General features: G+C 71.6%; 23 protein-coding genes. 4 read left to right on the forward strand and 19 right to left on the reverse strand.

The features are described from left to right. Window positions 1-129: 129 nt before the first annotated feature. The 10 genes from ABZ855_RS08255 to ABZ855_RS08300 are packed head-to-tail and all read right to left on the reverse strand — an operon-like array spanning window position 130 to window position 6,692. Window positions 130-993 (reverse strand): NAD(P)-dependent oxidoreductase, encoded by an 864-nt coding sequence (locus ABZ855_RS08255; protein WP_360802886.1) that lies wholly within the window; start codon window positions 991-993, stop codon window positions 130-132. 15 nt (window positions 994-1,008) lie between these two features. After that, window positions 1,009-1,320, reverse strand: coding sequence for an antibiotic biosynthesis monooxygenase family protein (locus tag ABZ855_RS08260; RefSeq protein WP_360802889.1), 312 nt, complete (start codon window positions 1,318-1,320; stop codon window positions 1,009-1,011). Beyond that, entirely contained in the window at window positions 1,310-1,630 is a 321-nt protein-coding gene (locus ABZ855_RS08265; RefSeq protein WP_360802892.1) for an antibiotic biosynthesis monooxygenase family protein, read from the reverse strand. Before ABZ855_RS08265 ends, ABZ855_RS08260 begins: the two co-directional genes overlap by 11 nt. Then, window positions 1,630-2,382, reverse strand: a complete 753-nt coding sequence (locus tag ABZ855_RS08270) for an SDR family oxidoreductase (protein ID WP_360802895.1) — start codon at window positions 2,380-2,382, stop codon at window positions 1,630-1,632. The genes ABZ855_RS08265 and ABZ855_RS08270 overlap by 1 nt, the downstream gene beginning before the upstream one ends. Before the next feature lie 54 nt (window positions 2,383-2,436). After that, the gene (locus ABZ855_RS08275) at window positions 2,437-2,898 is read right to left on the reverse strand and encodes an anthrone oxygenase family protein (RefSeq protein ID WP_360802898.1); all 462 of its coding nucleotides are present in this window, start codon (window positions 2,896-2,898) and stop codon (window positions 2,437-2,439) included. Between the two features lie 10 nt (window positions 2,899-2,908). Further along, on the reverse strand, window positions 2,909-3,373 hold the full coding sequence (locus tag ABZ855_RS08280; RefSeq protein WP_360802901.1) for an SRPBCC family protein: 465 nt from the start codon (window positions 3,371-3,373) through the stop codon (window positions 2,909-2,911). Window positions 3,374-3,410: 37 nt separating this feature from the next. Next, the gene (locus ABZ855_RS08285) at window positions 3,411-4,640 is read right to left on the reverse strand and encodes a ketosynthase chain-length factor (protein ID WP_360802904.1); all 1,230 of its coding nucleotides are present in this window, start codon (window positions 4,638-4,640) and stop codon (window positions 3,411-3,413) included. Further along, entirely contained in the window at window positions 4,637-5,926 is a 1,290-nt protein-coding gene (locus ABZ855_RS08290; RefSeq protein WP_360802907.1) for a beta-ketoacyl-[acyl-carrier-protein] synthase family protein, read from the reverse strand. The genes ABZ855_RS08285 and ABZ855_RS08290 overlap by 4 nt, the downstream gene beginning before the upstream one ends. Further along, on the reverse strand, window positions 5,923-6,360 hold the full coding sequence (locus tag ABZ855_RS08295; protein WP_360802910.1) for a cupin domain-containing protein: 438 nt from the start codon (window positions 6,358-6,360) through the stop codon (window positions 5,923-5,925). Before ABZ855_RS08295 ends, ABZ855_RS08290 begins: the two co-directional genes overlap by 4 nt. Next, on the reverse strand, window positions 6,357-6,692 hold the full coding sequence (locus ABZ855_RS08300) for a TcmI family type II polyketide cyclase (RefSeq protein ID WP_319212503.1): 336 nt from the start codon (window positions 6,690-6,692) through the stop codon (window positions 6,357-6,359). Before ABZ855_RS08300 ends, ABZ855_RS08295 begins: the two co-directional genes overlap by 4 nt. A gap of 174 nt (window positions 6,693-6,866) precedes the next feature. On the opposite strand from ABZ855_RS08300, the gene ABZ855_RS08305 reads away from it, so the two are divergent. Further along, window positions 6,867-7,277 (forward strand): SchA/CurD-like domain-containing protein, encoded by a 411-nt coding sequence (locus ABZ855_RS08305; protein ID WP_360802913.1) that lies wholly within the window; start codon window positions 6,867-6,869, stop codon window positions 7,275-7,277. Window positions 7,278-7,349: 72 nt separating this feature from the next. Here the strand turns inward: ABZ855_RS08305 and ABZ855_RS08310 are convergent, their stop codons facing one another. The 9 genes from ABZ855_RS08310 to ABZ855_RS08350 form a co-directional block, all read right to left on the reverse strand. Continuing rightward, window positions 7,350-7,802, reverse strand: coding sequence for a DUF1772 domain-containing protein (locus ABZ855_RS08310; RefSeq protein ID WP_360802916.1), 453 nt, complete (start codon window positions 7,800-7,802; stop codon window positions 7,350-7,352). Next, complete coding sequence (locus ABZ855_RS08315; protein WP_319212508.1) at window positions 7,799-8,188, reverse strand: SchA/CurD-like domain-containing protein; 390 nt, start codon at window positions 8,186-8,188, stop codon at window positions 7,799-7,801. The genes ABZ855_RS08310 and ABZ855_RS08315 overlap by 4 nt, the downstream gene beginning before the upstream one ends. Beyond that, window positions 8,188-8,931, reverse strand: coding sequence for an SDR family NAD(P)-dependent oxidoreductase (locus ABZ855_RS08320; protein WP_360802919.1), 744 nt, complete (start codon window positions 8,929-8,931; stop codon window positions 8,188-8,190). The genes ABZ855_RS08315 and ABZ855_RS08320 overlap by 1 nt, the downstream gene beginning before the upstream one ends. Then, window positions 8,928-9,197 carry an acyl carrier protein gene (locus ABZ855_RS08325; RefSeq protein ID WP_319212511.1) on the reverse strand — a complete coding sequence of 90 codons (270 nt, stop codon included), beginning with the start codon at window positions 9,195-9,197 and terminating at the stop codon, window positions 8,928-8,930. Before ABZ855_RS08325 ends, ABZ855_RS08320 begins: the two co-directional genes overlap by 4 nt. A gap of 47 nt (window positions 9,198-9,244) precedes the next feature. Then, entirely contained in the window at window positions 9,245-10,066 is an 822-nt protein-coding gene (locus ABZ855_RS08330) for an AfsR/SARP family transcriptional regulator (protein WP_319212513.1), read from the reverse strand. A gap of 28 nt (window positions 10,067-10,094) precedes the next feature. Then, window positions 10,095-10,856 (reverse strand): alpha/beta fold hydrolase, encoded by a 762-nt coding sequence (locus ABZ855_RS08335; RefSeq protein WP_360802923.1) that lies wholly within the window; start codon window positions 10,854-10,856, stop codon window positions 10,095-10,097. Between the two features lie 76 nt (window positions 10,857-10,932). Beyond that, entirely contained in the window at window positions 10,933-11,685 is a 753-nt protein-coding gene (locus ABZ855_RS08340; RefSeq protein ID WP_360802926.1) for a 4'-phosphopantetheinyl transferase superfamily protein, read from the reverse strand. 412 nt (window positions 11,686-12,097) lie between these two features. Beyond that, entirely contained in the window at window positions 12,098-13,849 is a 1,752-nt protein-coding gene (locus tag ABZ855_RS08345; RefSeq protein WP_360802929.1) for an acyl-CoA dehydrogenase, read from the reverse strand. 54 nt (window positions 13,850-13,903) lie between these two features. Beyond that, window positions 13,904-14,146 (reverse strand): DUF6059 family protein, encoded by a 243-nt coding sequence (locus ABZ855_RS08350; protein WP_360802932.1) that lies wholly within the window; start codon window positions 14,144-14,146, stop codon window positions 13,904-13,906. A gap of 223 nt (window positions 14,147-14,369) precedes the next feature. Between ABZ855_RS08350 and ABZ855_RS08355 the strand changes: the two genes are divergently transcribed. The 3 genes from ABZ855_RS08355 to ABZ855_RS08365 all read left to right on the forward strand — a co-directional run bounded on the left by ABZ855_RS08355 (window position 14,370) and on the right by ABZ855_RS08365 (window position 17,131). Next, window positions 14,370-15,053, forward strand: a complete 684-nt coding sequence (locus tag ABZ855_RS08355; RefSeq protein WP_360802935.1) for a hypothetical protein — start codon at window positions 14,370-14,372, stop codon at window positions 15,051-15,053. 87 nt (window positions 15,054-15,140) lie between these two features. Then, window positions 15,141-15,350, forward strand: coding sequence for an acyl-CoA carboxylase subunit epsilon (locus ABZ855_RS08360; protein ID WP_360802938.1), 210 nt, complete (start codon window positions 15,141-15,143; stop codon window positions 15,348-15,350). 41 nt (window positions 15,351-15,391) lie between these two features. Continuing rightward, complete coding sequence (locus tag ABZ855_RS08365; RefSeq protein ID WP_360802941.1) at window positions 15,392-17,131, forward strand: fatty acyl-AMP ligase; 1,740 nt, start codon at window positions 15,392-15,394, stop codon at window positions 17,129-17,131. Window positions 17,132-17,142: the final 11 nt, after the last annotated feature.

Consider the following 17,142-nt stretch of genomic DNA (forward strand, 5'->3'; position numbering starts at 1 on the left):
CGGACCCGCGGGCCTCACGGTCCCGGCGCCGCCTTCCCCGTCGGTGTCGCTGCGCCGAGCCGGGAACCGCGAAGGCGGGCGCCCTCCTCCGCTTCCGTCGGAGGAGGGCGCCCGCCTTTTCCCGCCCGGCTACACGGCGTGTTCGACGATGACGGACGCGTCCTTGGGGCCGTCCCCGGCGGCGACCACCGCGGCGAACCTCTCCCGGACCGTGTTCAGGACCGGCAGGGCGAGTCCGCTCTCCTGGGCCGCGGCCGTGGCGATCCGGATGTCCTTCTCCATCAGATCGGCGCGGAAGAACGCCGGTTCGTAGGAGTTGCTGCGCATCAGAGCCGCACGGAAGCGCATCACCACGGAGCTGAAGCCGCTCTCCGCTATGGAGGTGATGAGCTGCTCCCGGTCCAGGCCGGCGGCGACGCCGTAGGCGACGGCCTCGGCCATCGAGGCGACCTGGGCGCCCAGCAGCAGGTTCAGGATGAGCTTCATGCTCGTCGCCGTGCCCGGAGCGCCCAGGTGGAGCACCTGCGAGCCGATCGACTCCAGCACCGGCCGCACCTCGGCCAGGTCCTCCTCGGCGCCGGACACATAGACGCGCAGGGCGCCCTCCCGGGCCTGCAGCGGATTGCCCACCACGCAGGCCTCGACCCGGCGCAGCCCCTTGGCGGCCAGCCGCTCGGCCACCTCCCGGGCGTAACCGGGGGAGACGGTCGACGTGTCGACGATCAGCGAACCCGGTTCCAGGACGGGCACGACCCGGCCGAAGAGCACCTCCTCGACCGCCTGTTCGTCACTGAGGCTCAGCAGGACGACCCGGTGCCCCTTCGCGGCCTGCTCCGGGGAGTCGGCGAGGAGGGCCCCGGCCTCGACCAGCGGACCGGCCTTCGCGGCGGTCCGGTTGAACACGGTGACCTGGTACTCGCGCTCCAGCAGCCGATGCGCCATGCCGCTGCCCATGTTGCCGAGGCCGATGAACGCCAACTGGCGGTGATTCATTGCAAAACCCTTCTTTCAGTACGCCGCGTCGACCTCGTAGACCGCGAACGGCGCGGGGACGCGGGTGTCGCGGAAGGGGCGCAGCGGGGCCGTGTCGTTACGGTGGCCGTCGCCCTGCTCCCAGCGCTGGAACGCGGCCATGGACTCCCAACTGCTCACCACCGCGAGGGCGGTGGGGTCGGCGGGGCTGCGCAGCAGCTCGTTCCCGAGCATGCCGGGCACCCCCGCCAGCCGCTTGCTCACCAGGTGGTACGCGCTCCTGACCTCGGCGAGCTGCGCCTCGTCGTACGCTGCCTGGTAGACCATGACCCGGACCTCAGCGGGCACGGCCGGCCGCCTTGCCGTCGAGGTGGGTGACAAGCTCCATGGTGTGGAAGGAGCCGCTTCGGCGGAACGGGTGCAGCGTGGAGCGGTGCTCCAGGTGGGCGGGGCTGTCCTCGAACTCGCGGAACCGTGCCTCGTCCAGCCAGTCGCTGACGATGTAGTACGTGCTCTCCTCGCCGGTGGACCGGGACAGCGACTGCCCCAGGTTGGCCGGGTGCCCGGTCACCGCGTCGGTCCCGGAGTACCAGGCCTGTTCGAAGTCCGTCTCCCTGCCCGGCTCGATCTCCATGCGCAGCATCACCCGGAACGTCATCAGGAGATCCCCCCGTCGACGCCGATGGTGTTGCCGGTGACGTAGCGGGACAGGTCGCTCGCGAGCCACAGCACGGCGCCGGCCACCTCGTCCGGGGTGCCGAGCCGGCCGAGGGCGGTCTTCGCGCCGTACCGCTCCGCCATGACGGTGCGCTGCTCCTCGGGCATCGCGTGGAAGTTCTCGGTCTCGATGACACCCAGGGCGACCACGTTGAAGCGGATGCCCTTTGGCCCGAACTCCTTGGCCAGCGAACGGTTGAGGCCCACCAGCGCCGCCTTGGTCGCCGTGTAGTGGGAGCGCAGCGGGATACCGGCGTCGATGGCCCGGGAGCCGATGCTGACCACCGAGGAGCCCTCGCCCAGCAGCGGCAGCGCGTGCTGGATCACCAGATGGGCGCCGGTGACATTGGTGGTGAAGATCCGCTGCCACTCCTCCAACGGCAGCTCGGCGTACGGGATGTGGCTGATCGCGCCGGCGTTGTTGACGACCAGGTCGAGCCGTCCGTACCGCTCCTTGACCTGTTCCAGCAGGTCGGCGATCTCGGCCGGCTGCGAGATGTCGGCGCGCAGGACGTGGTGGTCGCCGCCGATCTCCTTGAGTTCGGCCTCCAGCGAGGTGACGAAGTCGCTCTCACGCTGGTAGCAGGTCACGACGTCGATGCCGGCCCGGGCGAGGGCGAGGACGATGCCCCGGCCGACGCCTCGGGTGCCGCCGGTGACCAGGGCTTTCTTGCCACGAAGTGCGAGATCCATGATTCCTCCACAGCGGGGTTGACAGTGAGGTTGACGGTGGGTGCGAGCGGTGGGTCACAGCAGGACGACGAGCGCGGCGCAGTTCACCAGCAGCGCGGCGATGGTCAGCAGGCTGCGCCTGCGGTTCCAGGCGCCCCAGTCGAGCCGCGGGTCCCGGTCCGCGAAGTCCGCCGGCAGGTTCTCCGGGTCGAGGGTGCGCATCCACCGGTTGACCGGGACGTTCTTCGCGACCGAGATGACGGCGGTGGCCGCGGCGAGCACGGCGGCCGTGGCGAACGCGGCCCGCGCCACCGGTTCCGTGGCCACGAACACCAGGGCCGCGTCGCAGACGACTGTGCCGAGCAGACAGATCGGCATCGCCGGGTCGTACCGGGTCCCGAAGAACGCGTGGGCGTGCACGTACCGGTCGGCGGGCAGCGAGGCCAGATAGGGGAATCCGCCCAGCTGGGTGCCGAACAGCACCCCGGCCGCGAGCCCGTTGAGCAGCAGGACCAGGGGAGTGAGAAACGCGAGCACGAGGTCCCCCTCAGCGGGTCAGGGCGCGCGCGGCGGCCTCGACCTTCTCCTTGATGAGCGCCATCTGCACCTTGGTGTTGCGGTTGAGGTGCTCGGTCATCGCCTCGTCGGTGGCGGGCGCCTGCGGCTTCATGTGGAAGTCCTGGACCCAGCGCATCCGCACGCCCCCGCCGGGTTCCTCGGTGTACTCCCAGAAGATCTTCATGAAGTCGAACGGGCCGGTCTCCACCCGCTCGGCCCGCACACTGCGGGTCTTGGGGTCACTGGTGCGCCGTGACACCCAGCTCCAGACGTTGCCGTCCTCGTCGGGGTGCATGGTGAGCCGGAAGAGCACGGTCTCGCCGTCGCGCTCCAGCACCTCGGCGGAGGCGTACTCACTGAAAAGACCGGGCCAGTTCGGCACGTCGTTGGTCATCTGCCACACCACGTCGATGGGGGCGTCGATGACGATGTGGTTGTCGGTGTGTCCAGCCATCGTTGTGCTCCTAACCATTGTCGTGACGGTGGTCCCGTCAGCGGCCCAGGACCAGGGCCGAGGTGAAGCCCCCGTGGCCCCGCGCCAGCACCAGGGCGTGGCGCAGCGGCAGTTGCCGGGGGCCGTCGGTGACCAGGTCGATCTCCAGACCGGGCGCCGGCCGGCGGGTGCCGACGGTGGGCGGGACGACTCCGTCGCGCAGGGCGAGCAGCGCCGTGGCCACGTCGAGGGGCGCGCCCCCGCCGTAGAGCCGTCCGGTGAGGGTCTTCGGAGCCGTGACCGGGACCGCCGAGGGCCCGAAGAGCGCCGCGAGGGCCTCGGCCTCCGCGCGGTCGTCGGCGGGCAGTCCGGCGGCGTCGGCGAACACCACGTCGATGTCCCCCGGCGTCAGCCGGGCCGCCCGCAGAGCCTGCGCGGCCACCCGGCGCAGCACCCGGGGCCGCCCCGAGTCGGGCGGCGGGTCGAACCCGGCGGCGTGGCCGAGCACCCTCCCGTAGCCCGGCCCGGCACCTCGCTCGGCCGCCGACCCGGCGCTCTCCAGGACCAGGATCGCCCCGCCCTCGCCCGGGATGTAGCCGCGCGCCTCCGCGTCGAAGGGCAGATAGGCGCGGCCCGGGTCCTGGACCGTGGAGAGCCTGCCGGTCGACAGCTGCGCGGTGAGGCCGTACGGGCACAGCGAGGCGTCCGTGCCGCCGGTGAGCACCAGCCGGGAACCCTTGTCGGTCAGCCGCTTCGCCTGGGCGACCGCGTCGAGCCCGCCGGCCTGTTCGCAGGCCAGCACACCGCACGGACCGCGCATCTTGTGCCGTATGGACAGCTGGCCGGTGGTGGCCGCGTAGAACCAGGCGATGGACTGGTAGGCGCCCACCCAGGAAGGATCGTTCCGGTAGAGCGCGGTCATCTCCCGCTGCCCGAACTCGGTGCCGCCCGAGGACGAGGAGGTCACCACGGCCATCTCGTACTCGGGAAGCCCGGACGGATCGACCTCGGCGTCCGCGAGCGCCTCCTCGGCGGCCGCGAACGCCAGATGCGTCCAGTGGTCGGTCTGGGAGACCAGCCGATTGGGCCGTACGGCGCTGTCGGCGTCGAACCCCGGTACCTCGCCCGCCAGTTGCACCGGATACCCGGACGGGTCGAACCGCTCGATCCGGCTGATCGCCGACTTCCCGGCGAGCACCGCCGACCAGTGGGCCTCGACCCCGATACCGGTCGGGGCGGTGACGCCGATCCCGGTGATCACCGGCGGGGCGGTCTCTGCGGCCGTCATGCCCCGCTCCTTCCGGCCGCCGCGGCCGCCGTACCCGGGCGGGCCAGCAGCATCGCGGTCTGGAACCCGCCGAAACCGCTACCGACGCTCAGCACCACGTCCATCGCGTGGTCCCGGGCGGTGAGCGGTACGTAGTCCAGGTCGCACTGCGGGTCGGCGTTGTGCAGGTTCGCCGTCGGCGGCACGACCTGCCGCTCCAGGGCGAGGGCGCAGGCCGCCACCTCGATGGACCCGATCGCCCCGAGGGAGTGGCCCACCATCGACTTGATGGAGCTCACCGGGATGTCGTAGGCGTGCTCGCCCAGACTCCGCTTGAACGCCGCCGTCTCGTGCCGGTCGTTCTGCTTGGTGCCGGAACCATGGGCGTTGATGTAGCCCACGTCCGTCGGGTTGAGCCGCGCCTGGTTCAGGGAGACCGAGATGGCCTCGGCCATCTCTCTGCCGTCCGGCTTCAGTCCCGTCATGTGGTACGCGTTGCTGCGCCCGGCGAAGCCGACGATCTCGCCGTAGATCCGGGCACCGCGCGCCTCGGCGGCCTCCCGCTCCTCCAGGACCAGTACGGCCGAGCCCTCGGCGAGCACGAAACCGTCCCGGTCGCGGTCGAAGGGCCTCGAGGCGTGCTCCGGATCGGTGTTGTTGGTGGTCGTCGCCTTGATCGCGTCGAAGCACGCCGAGGTGATCGGCGAGATCGGGGCGTCGGTGGCGCCGGCCAGCGCGACGTCCGCGCTGCCCTCCTCGATCAGCTGGACGGCGTGGGCGATCGAGTCCAGCCCCGACGTACAGCCGGTGGAGACCAGGGCGACCGGCCCCTCGGCGCCGACCTCCCAGGCGACCTCGGCGGCCAGGGTGCTGGGCACCATGTAGCCGTACAGATGGGGTACGCCGTACTCGTGGTCGACCAGCCACTTGCGGCCCCGGTCGCTGAGGACGACGTACTCCTCCTCGAGGCCCATCGTGCAGCCGACGGCGCTGCCCAGGCTGACCGTGATCCGCTCCGGGGGGAGCGCGGCCAGGTCGAGTCCGCTGTCCGCGACCGCCTCCCGGGCGGAGACGACGGCGAACTGCGCGGCACGGTCCATCCGCCGCACATGGCGTTCTTCGAGGCCCGCGGCGGCCGGGTCGAAGTCGACCTCAGCGGCGACCTGCGAACGGAAGGGAGTGGGATTGAACAGGCTGATCCGCCGGGTGGCGGTGCGGCCTTCGGACAGGAGTTTCCAGAACGCCTCCCGGCCGACGCCGCCCGGCACCACCGCACCGATACCGGTGATGACGGCCCGTCGTCTCACGGCGCCCCACCCACATCCGGGTTGGACCGCTCGGGGTGCTGCGCCGTCTCGGTGTCCACATGCCCGAGCTCGGGACGCGGGGCCAGCGGGGACAGATGGAAGGCGCACTTCGCGGTGGTGTCGCCGGCGTTGACCAGCCGGTGCCGTACGCCGATCGGGACGAGCAGCGAGTCCCCGGCGGCCAGCGCGATCGGTTCGCCGCCGTCCAGCGTCATCCGCAGCTCGCCGCTGACGACGTGGAGGAACTCCTCGGAGTACGGGTGGTAGTGCTCGGTGATGAAGTCACCGGGCTCCAGGGTCACGACCCCGCCGAAGCCCGAGGTGCAGCCGACGGTCTTGGGGCTGAGGGTGACCCGGATGTCGCCGCCGCGCTTGGTGTTGGCCGCGACCTCGTCCTCGGAGACCTTCACGGTTCGGGTGAGGGAGGTGGTCACTGGATCCGCCCTCCGTCCTTGGTCCAGATGTAGAAGGGCTCGGCCATCGCGTCCTTGGGCTCCTTCCAGTCGGGGTCGTAGGGCTCGACGCACTCGGCGAGCCGGGTGTTGATGTCGTCGTACAGCGGGTGGCTGCGCGCCCGGTACAGGTTGCCGGTGATGTCCTCGTCGGCCTCGACAAGGTGGAAGTAGAGGCCGTGGAACCGGAAGAGGGTGCGACGGGAGACGCCGACCATTCCCGGGAGGTCGGTGGCGTCGGACTCGGCGAAGATCTCAGCGATGTCGTCGGCCTTGTCGGGCTTCAGACGGGCGACGATCAAGGTGCGGTGCACGGCGTACCTCCTGGGGAACCACGGTCAGCATCAGGTCGGACGGTCGCACCGCTGTCTGGAGAGCCGCTCGAACACAGATCCAGCTCTCCGGGGGATGGAGGGCGCCTCGAGGCACTTCCGAGCCGTCTCGGTTCCGCTGGGCCCACACACCCCGGAGCGAACAGGAGCCGTCCCATGCCGTTTGCGGCGATCACCTACGACATCAAGCCCGGCTACGAGAAGGAACTCACCGAGATCTTCGGCAACTTCAAGCGGGTGCGCGGCAGCAGTGTCACGGACGAGGGGGGCCGCACGGCCGGCACCATCCTGGCCACCGCCGTCTTCCTGCGGGACGACACGCTGGTCCGCGTCATCGAGTACACCGGCGACCTCGAGGCCGTCGCCCGCCACATGGCGGCGCAGCCGGGTGTCCGTGAGGTGGAGAAGAAGCTGAAGCCGTATCTCAGCAAGCCGCGCGATACCGACACGACGGAGGGCTTCGTGGCCACGTTCCAGCGCAGTCTGCTGAAGACCGTCGCCCAGATCTCCGTACGCGACCAGGCGGGGGCCCCGACGGCACCGGCGGTCGCGGCGAACCCGGCCTGAGGCCCGACGTCACACACCCCTGCCCTCCCGTGCGAACCAACACATGGGAGGGCAGGGGTGTGTGACGAGTCGTCAGACCGCCGTGACCGCCGCCGCCGTCACGGCCAGTGCCACGACGGCCAGCGCGGTGCGCAGCAGATGCCAGCGCCGCCACAGGGGCCGGGGATCCTCCCAGTCCGCAGGAAGCGCGGCAGGGTCCGTGACGGCCTTGACGCGCCGGTTGATGGGCACGTTGCACAGATGGGAGACGCCCGACACCCCCAGCAGCAGGACCACCGCGACGGCGAAGAGCACCCGTGCGGCCCCGTCGGTCAGGCCGGCGAGCACCCCGTTGGCGAGCGCGCTGCCGAGCACGATGACCGGCATCGTCGGATCCCAGTTACGGCCCAGCAGCCCGTGCGCGTACACATAGGTGCCCGTCTCCATCGCGAAGAGCGCGGGCACCACACTCAGCGCCACGGCGAACAGCACCCCCGCGGTGATTCCGCCGCCGAGCAGCGCGGCGACGCCCAGCAGTCCCGTCATGACGCCGGGGCCACCGTGGGGTGGGTGTCGACGGTGAGCTGGGCGATCGAACGCATCGTGGCGTTGCGGAAGTACTCGGCGAAGCCCTGCGGCGAACTGGTGTCCCGCTGCTCGGCGAGGAACGGGGCGAGCTTCTCCTCCAGGACGTGCACGCCCTTCTGCGCTGCCATGTGCCGGGCTACGGCCGAGAAGTCGCCCTCGTAGTGGATGAACCGGACGAGGACGTCGTCCTTGATGAACACGGCCGTACCGAGCAGCCGGCCGGCCGTTTCGCCCGCCTTCCCGGCGAAGTCCGGGGTGTCGACCCGCTGGAAGCCGGCGAAGATCTCCGCGACCTCCTCCTCGTGGCCGGGTTTGACGCGATAGGTGATGGCTGCGTAGGGCATCAGATTCCTCCGTCGACTTCGATGGTGGCGCCGGTGACGTACGCGGCCGTGTCCCCGGCGAGGTAGAGGACCGCCCCGGCGACGTCCTCGGGACGTCCGAGCCGGCCGAGCGCCGTCATCCCGGCGATCCGTTCGGCGATCACGGGCGGCAGCCCGGCGCCGGGTTCGGTCTCGGTCACGCCGGGGGCCACGGTGTTGACCCGGATCCCCCGGCCGCCCAGCTCCTTGGCGAGCGCCCGGGTGAACCCGACCAGGGCGGCCTTGGACGCGCTGTAGTGCACGCCGAGCGGCCGGCCGCGCAGCGCCACCGAGGCCCCGACGTTGACCACCGACGCGCCGTCCGGGAACAGTCCCACCAGCGCGTGGGTGACGAGGTACGTGGACGTGGCGTTGTGGTTCATCACCCGGTGCCACTCCGCCTCGGACAGGTCCTCGAACTTGGAGTGGCCGTCCACGCCCACGTTGTTGACCAGGACGTCCACACCGCCGAACCGTTCGCGCACCGTGTCCGCCACCAGCCGGGCGCCGGTGTCACCGGTGACGTCCGCCCGGACGAGAACGTGTTCGCAGCCGAGGGCGGTCAGTTCCTCGTCGAGCCGCTGTACCGCCTCGCCGTCGGCGCGGTGGACCACGGTGAGGCGTGCGCCGGCCCGGGCGAAGGCCAGGGCGACCGCCCGCCCGATGCCCCGGGTCCCGCCGGTGACCACCACCCGCCTGCCCTCGAAAGCGGCGTCGGACGTCATCGGACCGCCCCGGCCTGCGGCGCCTCTTTGATCATGTTCAGCAGCAGGCGCGGTGTCTCGGCCTCCATCACGGCGTCGTCGGACAGCACGATGTTGTGCCGGCGGGTGATCAGCCCCGTGACCTGGAGGAGGGCCAGGGAGTCGTAACCGAACTCCAGGAAGGGCGTGTCGAGGGCGTTGTCGCTGTCGAGGCTCGTGCCCTCCTCGGGGGCGCCGACGCACTCGAGCAGCAGCTCGCTCAGCTCGGACAGGCTGATGTCGCTCATCGTCGTTGTTCCTTTCGCATGCCGGCGGGCGCCGGGATTCGGTGGTGTCAGCCGACCTTGGCCAGCGGTGCCGGCGACAGGGCGTCGTCCAGGTCGAGCAGGGAGGAGCCGAGGACCGCGCGCTGGAGGTCCTCGATCGAGGGCGACGGGTCGAGGCCCAGGTTCTGGCCGAGGGCCGTACGCAGCTGCTGATAGGTGCCCAAGGCGTCCCCACGGCGCCCGGCGCGGTACAGCGCGACCATCAACTGGCCGTGGATGCCCTCGTGCAACGGATAGCGGGCGGCGAGCCCGGACAGCTCACCGATGAGCGCGTGATGGCGCCCCAGTCTCAGATCGGCTTCGATGCGCCCGTGCAGCACGCTCATGCGTGACTCCTCCAGGCGGGTGGCCTCCACCTCCAGCAGCGAACCGCACTGCACGTCGACCAGGGCCCGGCCGTGCCACAGGGCGAGCGCCCGGCCCAGATGGTCCGAGGCCGCCGACCAGTCGCCCTGTTCCAGTGACCGGTGCCCGGCCGCGGCAAGGGCCTCGTACTCCTGCATGTCGAACAACCCGCCCTGGGTGTCGAGCAGATACCCCCCGGGCTCGGTGATCAGCACGCTCTTCGCGCCGTGCGGCAGCCCGGCGCAGTCCTCCTCGAGGGCGGCGGCGATGAGGGTGCGCAACTGGAGGATGTAGGTCTGCAGGGTGGTCTGCACGCTGCGCGGCGGTGCCTCCCCCCACACCTCCTCCACCAGTGCGGACACCGAGACCAGTTGGTTTGCCTGCAGGGCGAGAAGGGCGAGTACCTTGCGGGGCTTGACGGCGGTCGGGGTCACCGACACCCCGGACTGAGTCGCCCTGAACGGGCCGAGAATGCTGATGTCCATCCGCGGATCTCCTTCCACAACGAACATTTCAGCCGACGCGAGGCAGCGACATTTCGGTATGCAGTGCCTCTTTGACGGCTAGGGGTAGCTCACGGCCGCGGACGAAGAAATGCGCGCCGGGCATCATCCGGAAGTGGAACCCGGAGGTCGTGCAGTGCTCCCACGCACGGACCTCCGCCGTGCTCACCATCCGGTCGTCCCGGCCCGCGAAGGCCCACAGCGGGCACGCGAGCCGGGCCGGTGGCGCCGAGCGCAGACTGTGTGCGAGCTGTAGGTCCGCCCGGAGTGTGGTGAGAGTGGCGCGCAGCCACTCGGGGCGCTCGAGCAGCAGTTCGGGCATGCTCTCGTCGTCGGCGAGCAGGCCCACCAGCTGCTCGTCGGTCACCCCGGGCAGCGACGCGGCTTCGAGCAGACGCGAGGGCAACTGCGGGGCGGGGCAGGCGCCGACCATGACGACCTCGGGTGGCCTGCGGCCGGTGGCCACGAGGTGCAGGGCGAGCCGGTGGGCGACCAGCGCCCCGAGGCTGTGCCCGTAGAAGGCGTACGGCTCGTCCAGGAGCGGACCGAAGTCCGCCGTGAGTTCCTCGGCGAGCTGCTGGGCGTCGGTGAGCGGGGGTTCCCGCCGCAGCGACTCCCTGCCGGGCAGTCGCACCGGGAGGACCGAGACGCCGGGCCCGACCCGCTGCCGCCAGCCGGCGAACGCCATGGCGCCCGCTCCCGCGTGGTGGAAGCACAGCAGTCTGCGCGCCGAGCCGCCGGCCGACGGCCGAGTCGCGAGATAACGATGCACCTTGCCGACCCCCCTTCCGTGCGATGCCTTCCGGCCAGGACGGCGATGAGCGTCACAGCAGCCTCTGGAAGGCCGCTCAACGAGTGGTAGAGCCGGAAGCGGAGAGCGGCGGCGCCTGGAGCGGCTCGCCGCCGGGGCGCCGCCGGTCCCCGAAGCCGGGGTCGTGGACGGCCGCGCTCACCATGTACTCGTCGTCCAGCAGCCAGCTGTGGAACGTCCAGTCCACGCCCGCGACCGGGGATCCGTCCGGGCGCAGCATCCGCGTCCGCTCGTCCCCGGGGTCGAACCCGAACCCGGTGAAGGGAAACCGCAGACCCTGGCCGATCGCCTTGCTGTACGCCTCCTTCAGCGTCCACAGCCGCACCAGTTCCCGGTTGCGGTGCTCCTCCGCCATGCCACGCAGCGCCTCCAGCTCGTGAGGCGTGCACACCATGCGTTCCGTGCCCAGGTTCAGCATCCGCCGGTCCGCGAACTCGACGTCGACCCCGATCCTGCCGTGCCGGGCCAGCCCGACCACCAGCAGCTCCTCGGTGTGGCTCAGGCTCACGTCGAGCTGGTCGATGCCGCGCAGATACGGCCGTCCGCCGGGCCTGTACGCCAGTTCGAGGTCCGCCGCCGAGGTGTCGAGGGCGGCTGCCGCCGCGGACTTCAGCAGCAGCCGGGAGGCGGCGAACCGCGCGCGGAGCTGGGGTTGGGAGATCCGCCGCAGCCGGGAGTGGTCCTGGCCGAGCATCGCCGCCAGCCGGTCGGAGTCCAGGGCGTCGGGGAGCCAGTCGGCGACGGCCGCGTGGACGACCGACGTGCCCGCCGAGTCGAGTTCGCCGCGCATCCCCCGCCAGGGGTCCCCGGGGCCTCGGTCGTGCCCAGGAGGCATCAGCGCACCGGCGGGCGGACCAGGTCCGCGGGACGGTCGGCGGGTTCGTCGACGGGACCGCGGTGCGGGAGCGTGCTGGTCGGGGACGGGTCCATCGGGGACACGTCCGTCGGCGCGGGGCGCCACCGCTCAAGCGTTGTGCGTTCCGGTACGAGGCCCCTGACGAACCCCGGAGTAGCGGCGGTCCACGAGGCGTCCTGCCGAGGCGGGTCGAGTACCCCAAGGGGCGGAGCCACCGTCACGGGCCTTCGGATTCCGCCGCCTTGATCGCCCGGACCACCCGGCGGGACGCCGTCCCGTTTCGGGACGAGGCTCTCGGGAGACCGCCGTTCGTGCGTCCTCGGAGTCATGGTGGAGCCTCTTGTTCTCATCGGCCGATCAGGGTCGCGTACAGGTCGTAGCTGCGGGCGTCGTCGAAGCGGTGGAGCAGTTCGTCGAGCAGCTGCTCCTCCGCGACGCGGGGCGGCTCCGGCGTACCGGGGTCGAGTCTGCGCAGGATGCGGAAGAGCACCATGACCGCCCAGGCCGGACCGGAGAGGAAGTCGTCCGGGGAGCCGCTGTGGTAGCGCCGTACGCCCAGACAGGCCGCGCCGGCGGCGATCAGGGCGTACCGCTCGGCCAGCGCGAAGCCCCGCAGCCCCGGGCCGCCTTCGGGCCGGTCCGCCAGGTGGGCGCCGGCCCGGCGCAGTCGCGTCAGTTCGGCGTCGAGCGCGGCGGCGTACCCGGCCAGTGCCTTCTCCAGTTCCCCGCCGTCGGCGGCGGACGCCTGCCACAGGGTGGACTCCAGCGTCCCGAGGAGTGAGTCCACGTCGGCGGCCCGGGTCAGCTCCTCCGGGCGAAGGCCCGGCAGTTCCTGGCCGAACGGCTGGAACAGCGCGGCCGGGACCTCCTCGTCCACGGGCGCCCGCAGCCCGGGCAGCCGGCGAAGGTGCGTCACGATCGCCGCCCGGCTCGCCGTGCTGCCCACCGGACCCAGACCGATCATCGGCAGGTCGCGGGCCGACTTCTGGAAGACGGCGTACGGCCCCTGGCTCGCGTACGACTCGGCGCCGAGCACGATGGACAGGTCGTACACCATCTCGGTGAGCACTGTCGGCAGCAGGTACTTCACCACGGCGCTCAGTGTGGGGCCCTCGCGCGGCAGCAGATGCAGGCCCCGGGTGGCCACCAGAGCCAGCGTGTCGCACAGCAGCAGGTCGGTGAACGCGTCGACCAGCGCGGCGCGGGTGCGGGGCGTGCGCAGCGAAGCCCTGCTGCGCGACCGGTGCGAGCGGGCGAACGCGACGGCGGTGCGCAGTGCCGTGTCGGCGCAGCCCAGGGCCATCGAGGGGCCGACGCAGCGGATGACGGGGAAGGCGCGCGCGGCCAGTTCGGCCCCGGCGCCCGGCGGCCCGAGCAACTGGTCGGCCGTGAGCCCGTAGCGGGTGAACTCCACGCCGTTGACCAGACAGCCGCGCAGGCCCACCGTGGAGCGCCTGGGCAGCGACCGGAAGCCGGGGCTGCCGGGCTCCGGGGCGCGGACGAGGTAAGCGCTGTGGCCGTCCCCCGCGTCCCGCGCCGCTCCCGCGGGATGCGCGAACAGCAGCAGCGACGAGGCCCGCGAGGCGTTGTTGAGGGCTTCCTTGCGGCCGCTGAGCAGGAAACCGTCACCGCTCGGGGTGGTGGTGAAGCTGTTCTGCAGGAAGTCGTTGCCTTCGGCGGGCTCCGGATAGGCGCACACCATCCGCCCGCCGGACAGCAGCAGTTCGGCGGTGTCGCGCCGCTGCTCGGCCGAGCCCCCGGCCCAGACGACGGCGGCGGCCATGTACGAGCTCATCCCGTAGCCCATGCCCAGCGACGCGTCCCGCCGGAAGACCGACCGCAACACCCGTGCCAGCGCGTCCAGCCGCAGCAGTCTGCCGCCCAACTCCCCCGGCACGAACTCGGCGTTGAGCCGGAAGTCGTCGAGCAGCCGCTCAGCGGCGGGCAGTGGGCGCCGCTCGGCGTCCGCCGCCACGAACTGCTCGGCCCCCAGGGGATTTCCCGGGTCGTCCAGATCTCCCCAGTCGTGCTCGAGCCGGGCGATCCGCTCCTCCACGGACGCCCCGTCGAGGTCCGCCCCGCTCGCCGCAAACGACATCGCTTTCCTACCGTTCTTCCATGGAACAGGCTGGGCGTGTGCCCCGCCCCGGACTCAGTAGCGCCGCGAGTCCAGTTGCTCGAATTGCTCGAACTCGGCCGGCGGCGGATGGCCGACCGGACTTCCGTCCTTCGCGGGCCAGTCGAAGAGTTCCTTCGGCGGCGGCCCCGGCAGCCACAGCCAGCCGTAGATCACCAGGGCCCGTCCCACCGGCCGCAGCAGCCGCTTCGCCGTTGTCATGGCGAGCGCTCGGAGGCCCTTGCTTGTGCCGGACATGTCGTCGGTTCCCTCCAGCATGGACAACAGCGTGGAGTGGAGGGTGACAACCGGCGCTCAACCAGGACTCAAGGAACCCTCGCAGCGGCGCCGCGGCCCAACCGGAACGTGGGGTTCGGCATTCTGCACTACGGGCTCGAGTTGGCCTCGAGTGTTTCTTGCTCGGATACAGGATGCAGGCTGCGTGGGCGCGCGTTGCCGTGGGACTCCAACGAGATCATCAGGCCCCCAAGGACGGTGTGCTGTGTCGCTGAACGGGGCGAGCGGGGAGAGGTGGGAACCGCGTCCGGCCGACATCCAGGGCGAGCGCGGCCACGCTGTCGTCGCCGTGCGGTGGTTCGAGCTCAACGACGAAGGGACCAGGGAGAGCTTCGAACAGGAACTGGAACTCGGCGCGCGGCATCAGCGCCACCAGACGGGCAGCAGGGGCCAGGTGACACTGCGGTCCCTCGACCGGCCGCGCACCTATCTGCACCTCAGCTGCTGGCGCTCGTACGGGAACATGCTGAGCGCCATTCACACCGGCACCTACAGCGCCCAGCTCGACCGGCTCGGCCGGCTCGCCGACATCGACCCGCGCCAGGCGGTGGGAGTGGGCCGGATGGGCGCCCACCACATCATGGCCGACGCGGCGCACGCGGTGCTGGTGGAGGCGCTGCTCGACGGTGAGGCGGCCCAGTTCGAGCTGGACTTCGGGGCCCTGGCCGGCCAGTTCATGCAGGACGCCAACTGCCAGGGCGGTCTGCTGCTGCGGTCCACCACCGATCCGCGCGGCTACCTGGGCCTGATCTGGTGGAGCAGCGCACAGCCCTGTGACGACGCCCTGCGCAGCAGCCGGTTCACCGACTGCCGGATCCGGCTGGAAGGCACGACGACCCGGCTCACCGTCGAACGGGCGCGGGTCGCCTGTGAGTCCCCGCTGTCCTGACCGCCCGGGGTGCACCGGCCGGGCCGCTCCACCTGCCTGCGGCTGTGGCACGACCGACGTTCGAGTTGTCGGGTACAGGCTCGTGCCATGTCCGAACACAAGCTCCTCAAAGTGGTCCGGGGGCAGCCGGACGAGACCGAACTGGCCGCCGTGACCGCCGTGCTGCTGGCACGGCTGCGAGCCTGCGAAGACCCCGCGGGCCCCGACTCCGCCTCCGGCGGAACGCCCCCGCGGCGGGCCGAATGGGGCCCCGGGCGGCTCTGCCACCGCTCCGCGGTCGCCTGGTCCGCCAGGTGACCCGGGGGTGGCGCCGACGGAACACATATGAGGGGGAGGCGTTGACCAGTCATCGGAACTTCACCGAACTCATGCTGGCCAGGGCCGCGCGAGCACCCGGCAGGGACGCGTTGCTCCTGCTGCCGGACAGCGCGGAGCGAGGACGTCCGAAATCCGTTTCGTACCGGAGCCTGGACGCCTCCGCCCGCAGGCTCGCGGGCTGGCTGCAGAGTCAGAAAGCCGTCGGGGAGCGGGTGTTGCTCGTGCACCGCTCCCGGCACCAGTTCGCCGTCAGTTTCCTGGCCTGTCTGTACGCGGGGGCCATCGCGGTTCCCGCGCCACCGGGCGGCGGCCGTGCCCACCACGAGGAGCGGATCGCCGGGATCGTCAAGGACACCGCTCCGTGCGTCACGCTCACGGACGCCGCCCTGGCCCCCGAGGTGTCCCGGCTGCTGGCCCGCTGCGGCTACGGCAACACGCCCTGTCTGCCCGGCGACGCGGTGCCCACCGCACCGCCCTGGAGCCTGCCCGAGCTGCCTTCGGACACCGTCGCCTACCTCCAGTACACCTCCGGCTCCACGGGACAGCCGCACGGAGTGGTCGTCACCCACGAGAACCTGCTCGCCAACCAGCGCGCGCTCCAGGACGCGCTGGGCACGGCGGCCGGGGCGCGGCTGGGCGGCTGGCTTCCCCTCCACCACGACATGGGCCTCGTCGGCCAGTTGCTCCACCCGCTCTGGCTCGGCGGCACGTCCGTCATGCTGCCGGCCGAGTCGTTCATCCGGCAGCCGGTGCGCTGGCTGGAGGCCATCGGCAGTCACGGGATCTCTGTCAGCGGCGCCCCGGACTTCGCGTACGACCTGTGCCTGCGGCGGGTGACCGACGAGCAGCTGAGCGGCCTCGACCTCTCCGGCTGGCGCACCGCCGTCTCCGGAGGCGAACCCGTCCGCTCCAAGACCCTGCGGGACTTCGCCGAGCGGTTCGCGCCCGCCGGATTCCGGGCCGGGGCCTTCTCGGCCTGCTACGGCCTGGCCGAGGCCACCCTGCTGGTCTCCGGCAGCCGGGGCGCGCAACCGCGCCAGGAACGCACGGTGGACGCGGAGGCCCTGGAACGCCACCTGTGGCGTGAGCCGACCCCGGGGCGGCCGGCCAGGCGGCTGCCCTCCTGCGGCTCCGCCGTGGGCTGCGAGATCCGGATCGTCGATCCCGAGACCCGGGCGGTGGTCCCGGACGGGCGGATCGGCGAGATCTGGGTCCGCGGCAGCGGGGTCGCCCACGGCTACTGGCGTGACCCGGGCATGACGGCGCGGGTCTTCCGCGCCACGACGGCCGACGGTGAGCGCGACTTCATGCGTACCGGGGACCTGGGCACCCTCGACGGCGGTCACCTCTATGTGACCGGCCGCCTCAAGGACGTGATCGTGGTGGCGGGGCGCAATCTGTACCCCCAGGACGTGGAGCGCACCGTACAGCGGGTCAACGCGCTGTTCGGACCGGGGACCGCCTTCGCCGTTCCCGGTGAGCGCGAGCGTGTGGTGGTCGTCCAGGAGCTGCGCACCCGCAGCGGCTACGACCTCGACCTCGCCGCGCTCGCCACCCAGGTGGAGCGCTGCCTCACCGAGGAGTTCGACGTACACGTCGGCGGTGTCCTGCTGGTCCGCCCCGGCACCGTACGCCGTACGACCAGCGGAAAGGTGGAGCGTTCCGCGATGCGCGAGCTGTTCCTGCGCGGCCGTATCCGTCCCCTGCACCAGGAGCTCGACATGGATCTCGTGACGGGGCCGGACGCGCTGGCCGGATGAACCCGGGCGAC

It is taken from the genome of Streptomyces sp. NPDC047042 (assembly GCF_040644035.1).
Lineage (GTDB): Bacteria > Actinomycetota > Actinomycetes > Streptomycetales > Streptomycetaceae > Streptomyces.

What these genes read in the sequence shown, in the direction of transcription:
- ABZ855_RS08255 (WP_360802886.1), bottom strand. Translation starts at nt 993, where the DNA reads ATGAATCACCGCCAGTTGGCGTTCATCGGCCTCGGCAACATGGGCAGC.
- ABZ855_RS08265 (WP_360802892.1), bottom strand. Translation starts at nt 1,630, where the DNA reads ATGACGTTCCGGGTGATGCTGCGCATGGAGATCGAGCCGGGCAGGGAG.
- ABZ855_RS08270 (WP_360802895.1), bottom strand. Translation starts at nt 2,382, where the DNA reads ATGGATCTCGCACTTCGTGGCAAGAAAGCCCTGGTCACCGGCGGCACC.
- ABZ855_RS08280 (WP_360802901.1), bottom strand. Translation starts at nt 3,373, where the DNA reads ATGGCTGGACACACCGACAACCACATCGTCATCGACGCCCCCATCGAC.
- ABZ855_RS08285 (WP_360802904.1), bottom strand. Translation starts at nt 4,640, where the DNA reads ATGACGGCCGCAGAGACCGCCCCGCCGGTGATCACCGGGATCGGCGTC.
- ABZ855_RS08305 (WP_360802913.1), top strand. Translation starts at nt 6,867, where the DNA reads ATGCCGTTTGCGGCGATCACCTACGACATCAAGCCCGGCTACGAGAAG.
- ABZ855_RS08310 (WP_360802916.1), bottom strand. Translation starts at nt 7,802, where the DNA reads ATGACGGGACTGCTGGGCGTCGCCGCGCTGCTCGGCGGCGGAATCACC.
- ABZ855_RS08315 (WP_319212508.1), bottom strand. Translation starts at nt 8,188, where the DNA reads ATGCCCTACGCAGCCATCACCTATCGCGTCAAACCCGGCCACGAGGAG.
- ABZ855_RS08320 (WP_360802919.1), bottom strand. Translation starts at nt 8,931, where the DNA reads ATGACGTCCGACGCCGCTTTCGAGGGCAGGCGGGTGGTGGTCACCGGC.
- ABZ855_RS08325 (WP_319212511.1), bottom strand. Translation starts at nt 9,197, where the DNA reads ATGAGCGACATCAGCCTGTCCGAGCTGAGCGAGCTGCTGCTCGAGTGC.
- ABZ855_RS08330 (WP_319212513.1), bottom strand. Translation starts at nt 10,066, where the DNA reads ATGGACATCAGCATTCTCGGCCCGTTCAGGGCGACTCAGTCCGGGGTG.
- ABZ855_RS08340 (WP_360802926.1), bottom strand. Translation starts at nt 11,685, where the DNA reads ATGCGCGGCGAACTCGACTCGGCGGGCACGTCGGTCGTCCACGCGGCC.
- ABZ855_RS08345 (WP_360802929.1), bottom strand. Translation starts at nt 13,849, where the DNA reads ATGTCGTTTGCGGCGAGCGGGGCGGACCTCGACGGGGCGTCCGTGGAG.
- ABZ855_RS08350 (WP_360802932.1), bottom strand. Translation starts at nt 14,146, where the DNA reads ATGCTGGAGGGAACCGACGACATGTCCGGCACAAGCAAGGGCCTCCGA.
- ABZ855_RS08360 (WP_360802938.1), top strand. Translation starts at nt 15,141, where the DNA reads ATGTCCGAACACAAGCTCCTCAAAGTGGTCCGGGGGCAGCCGGACGAG.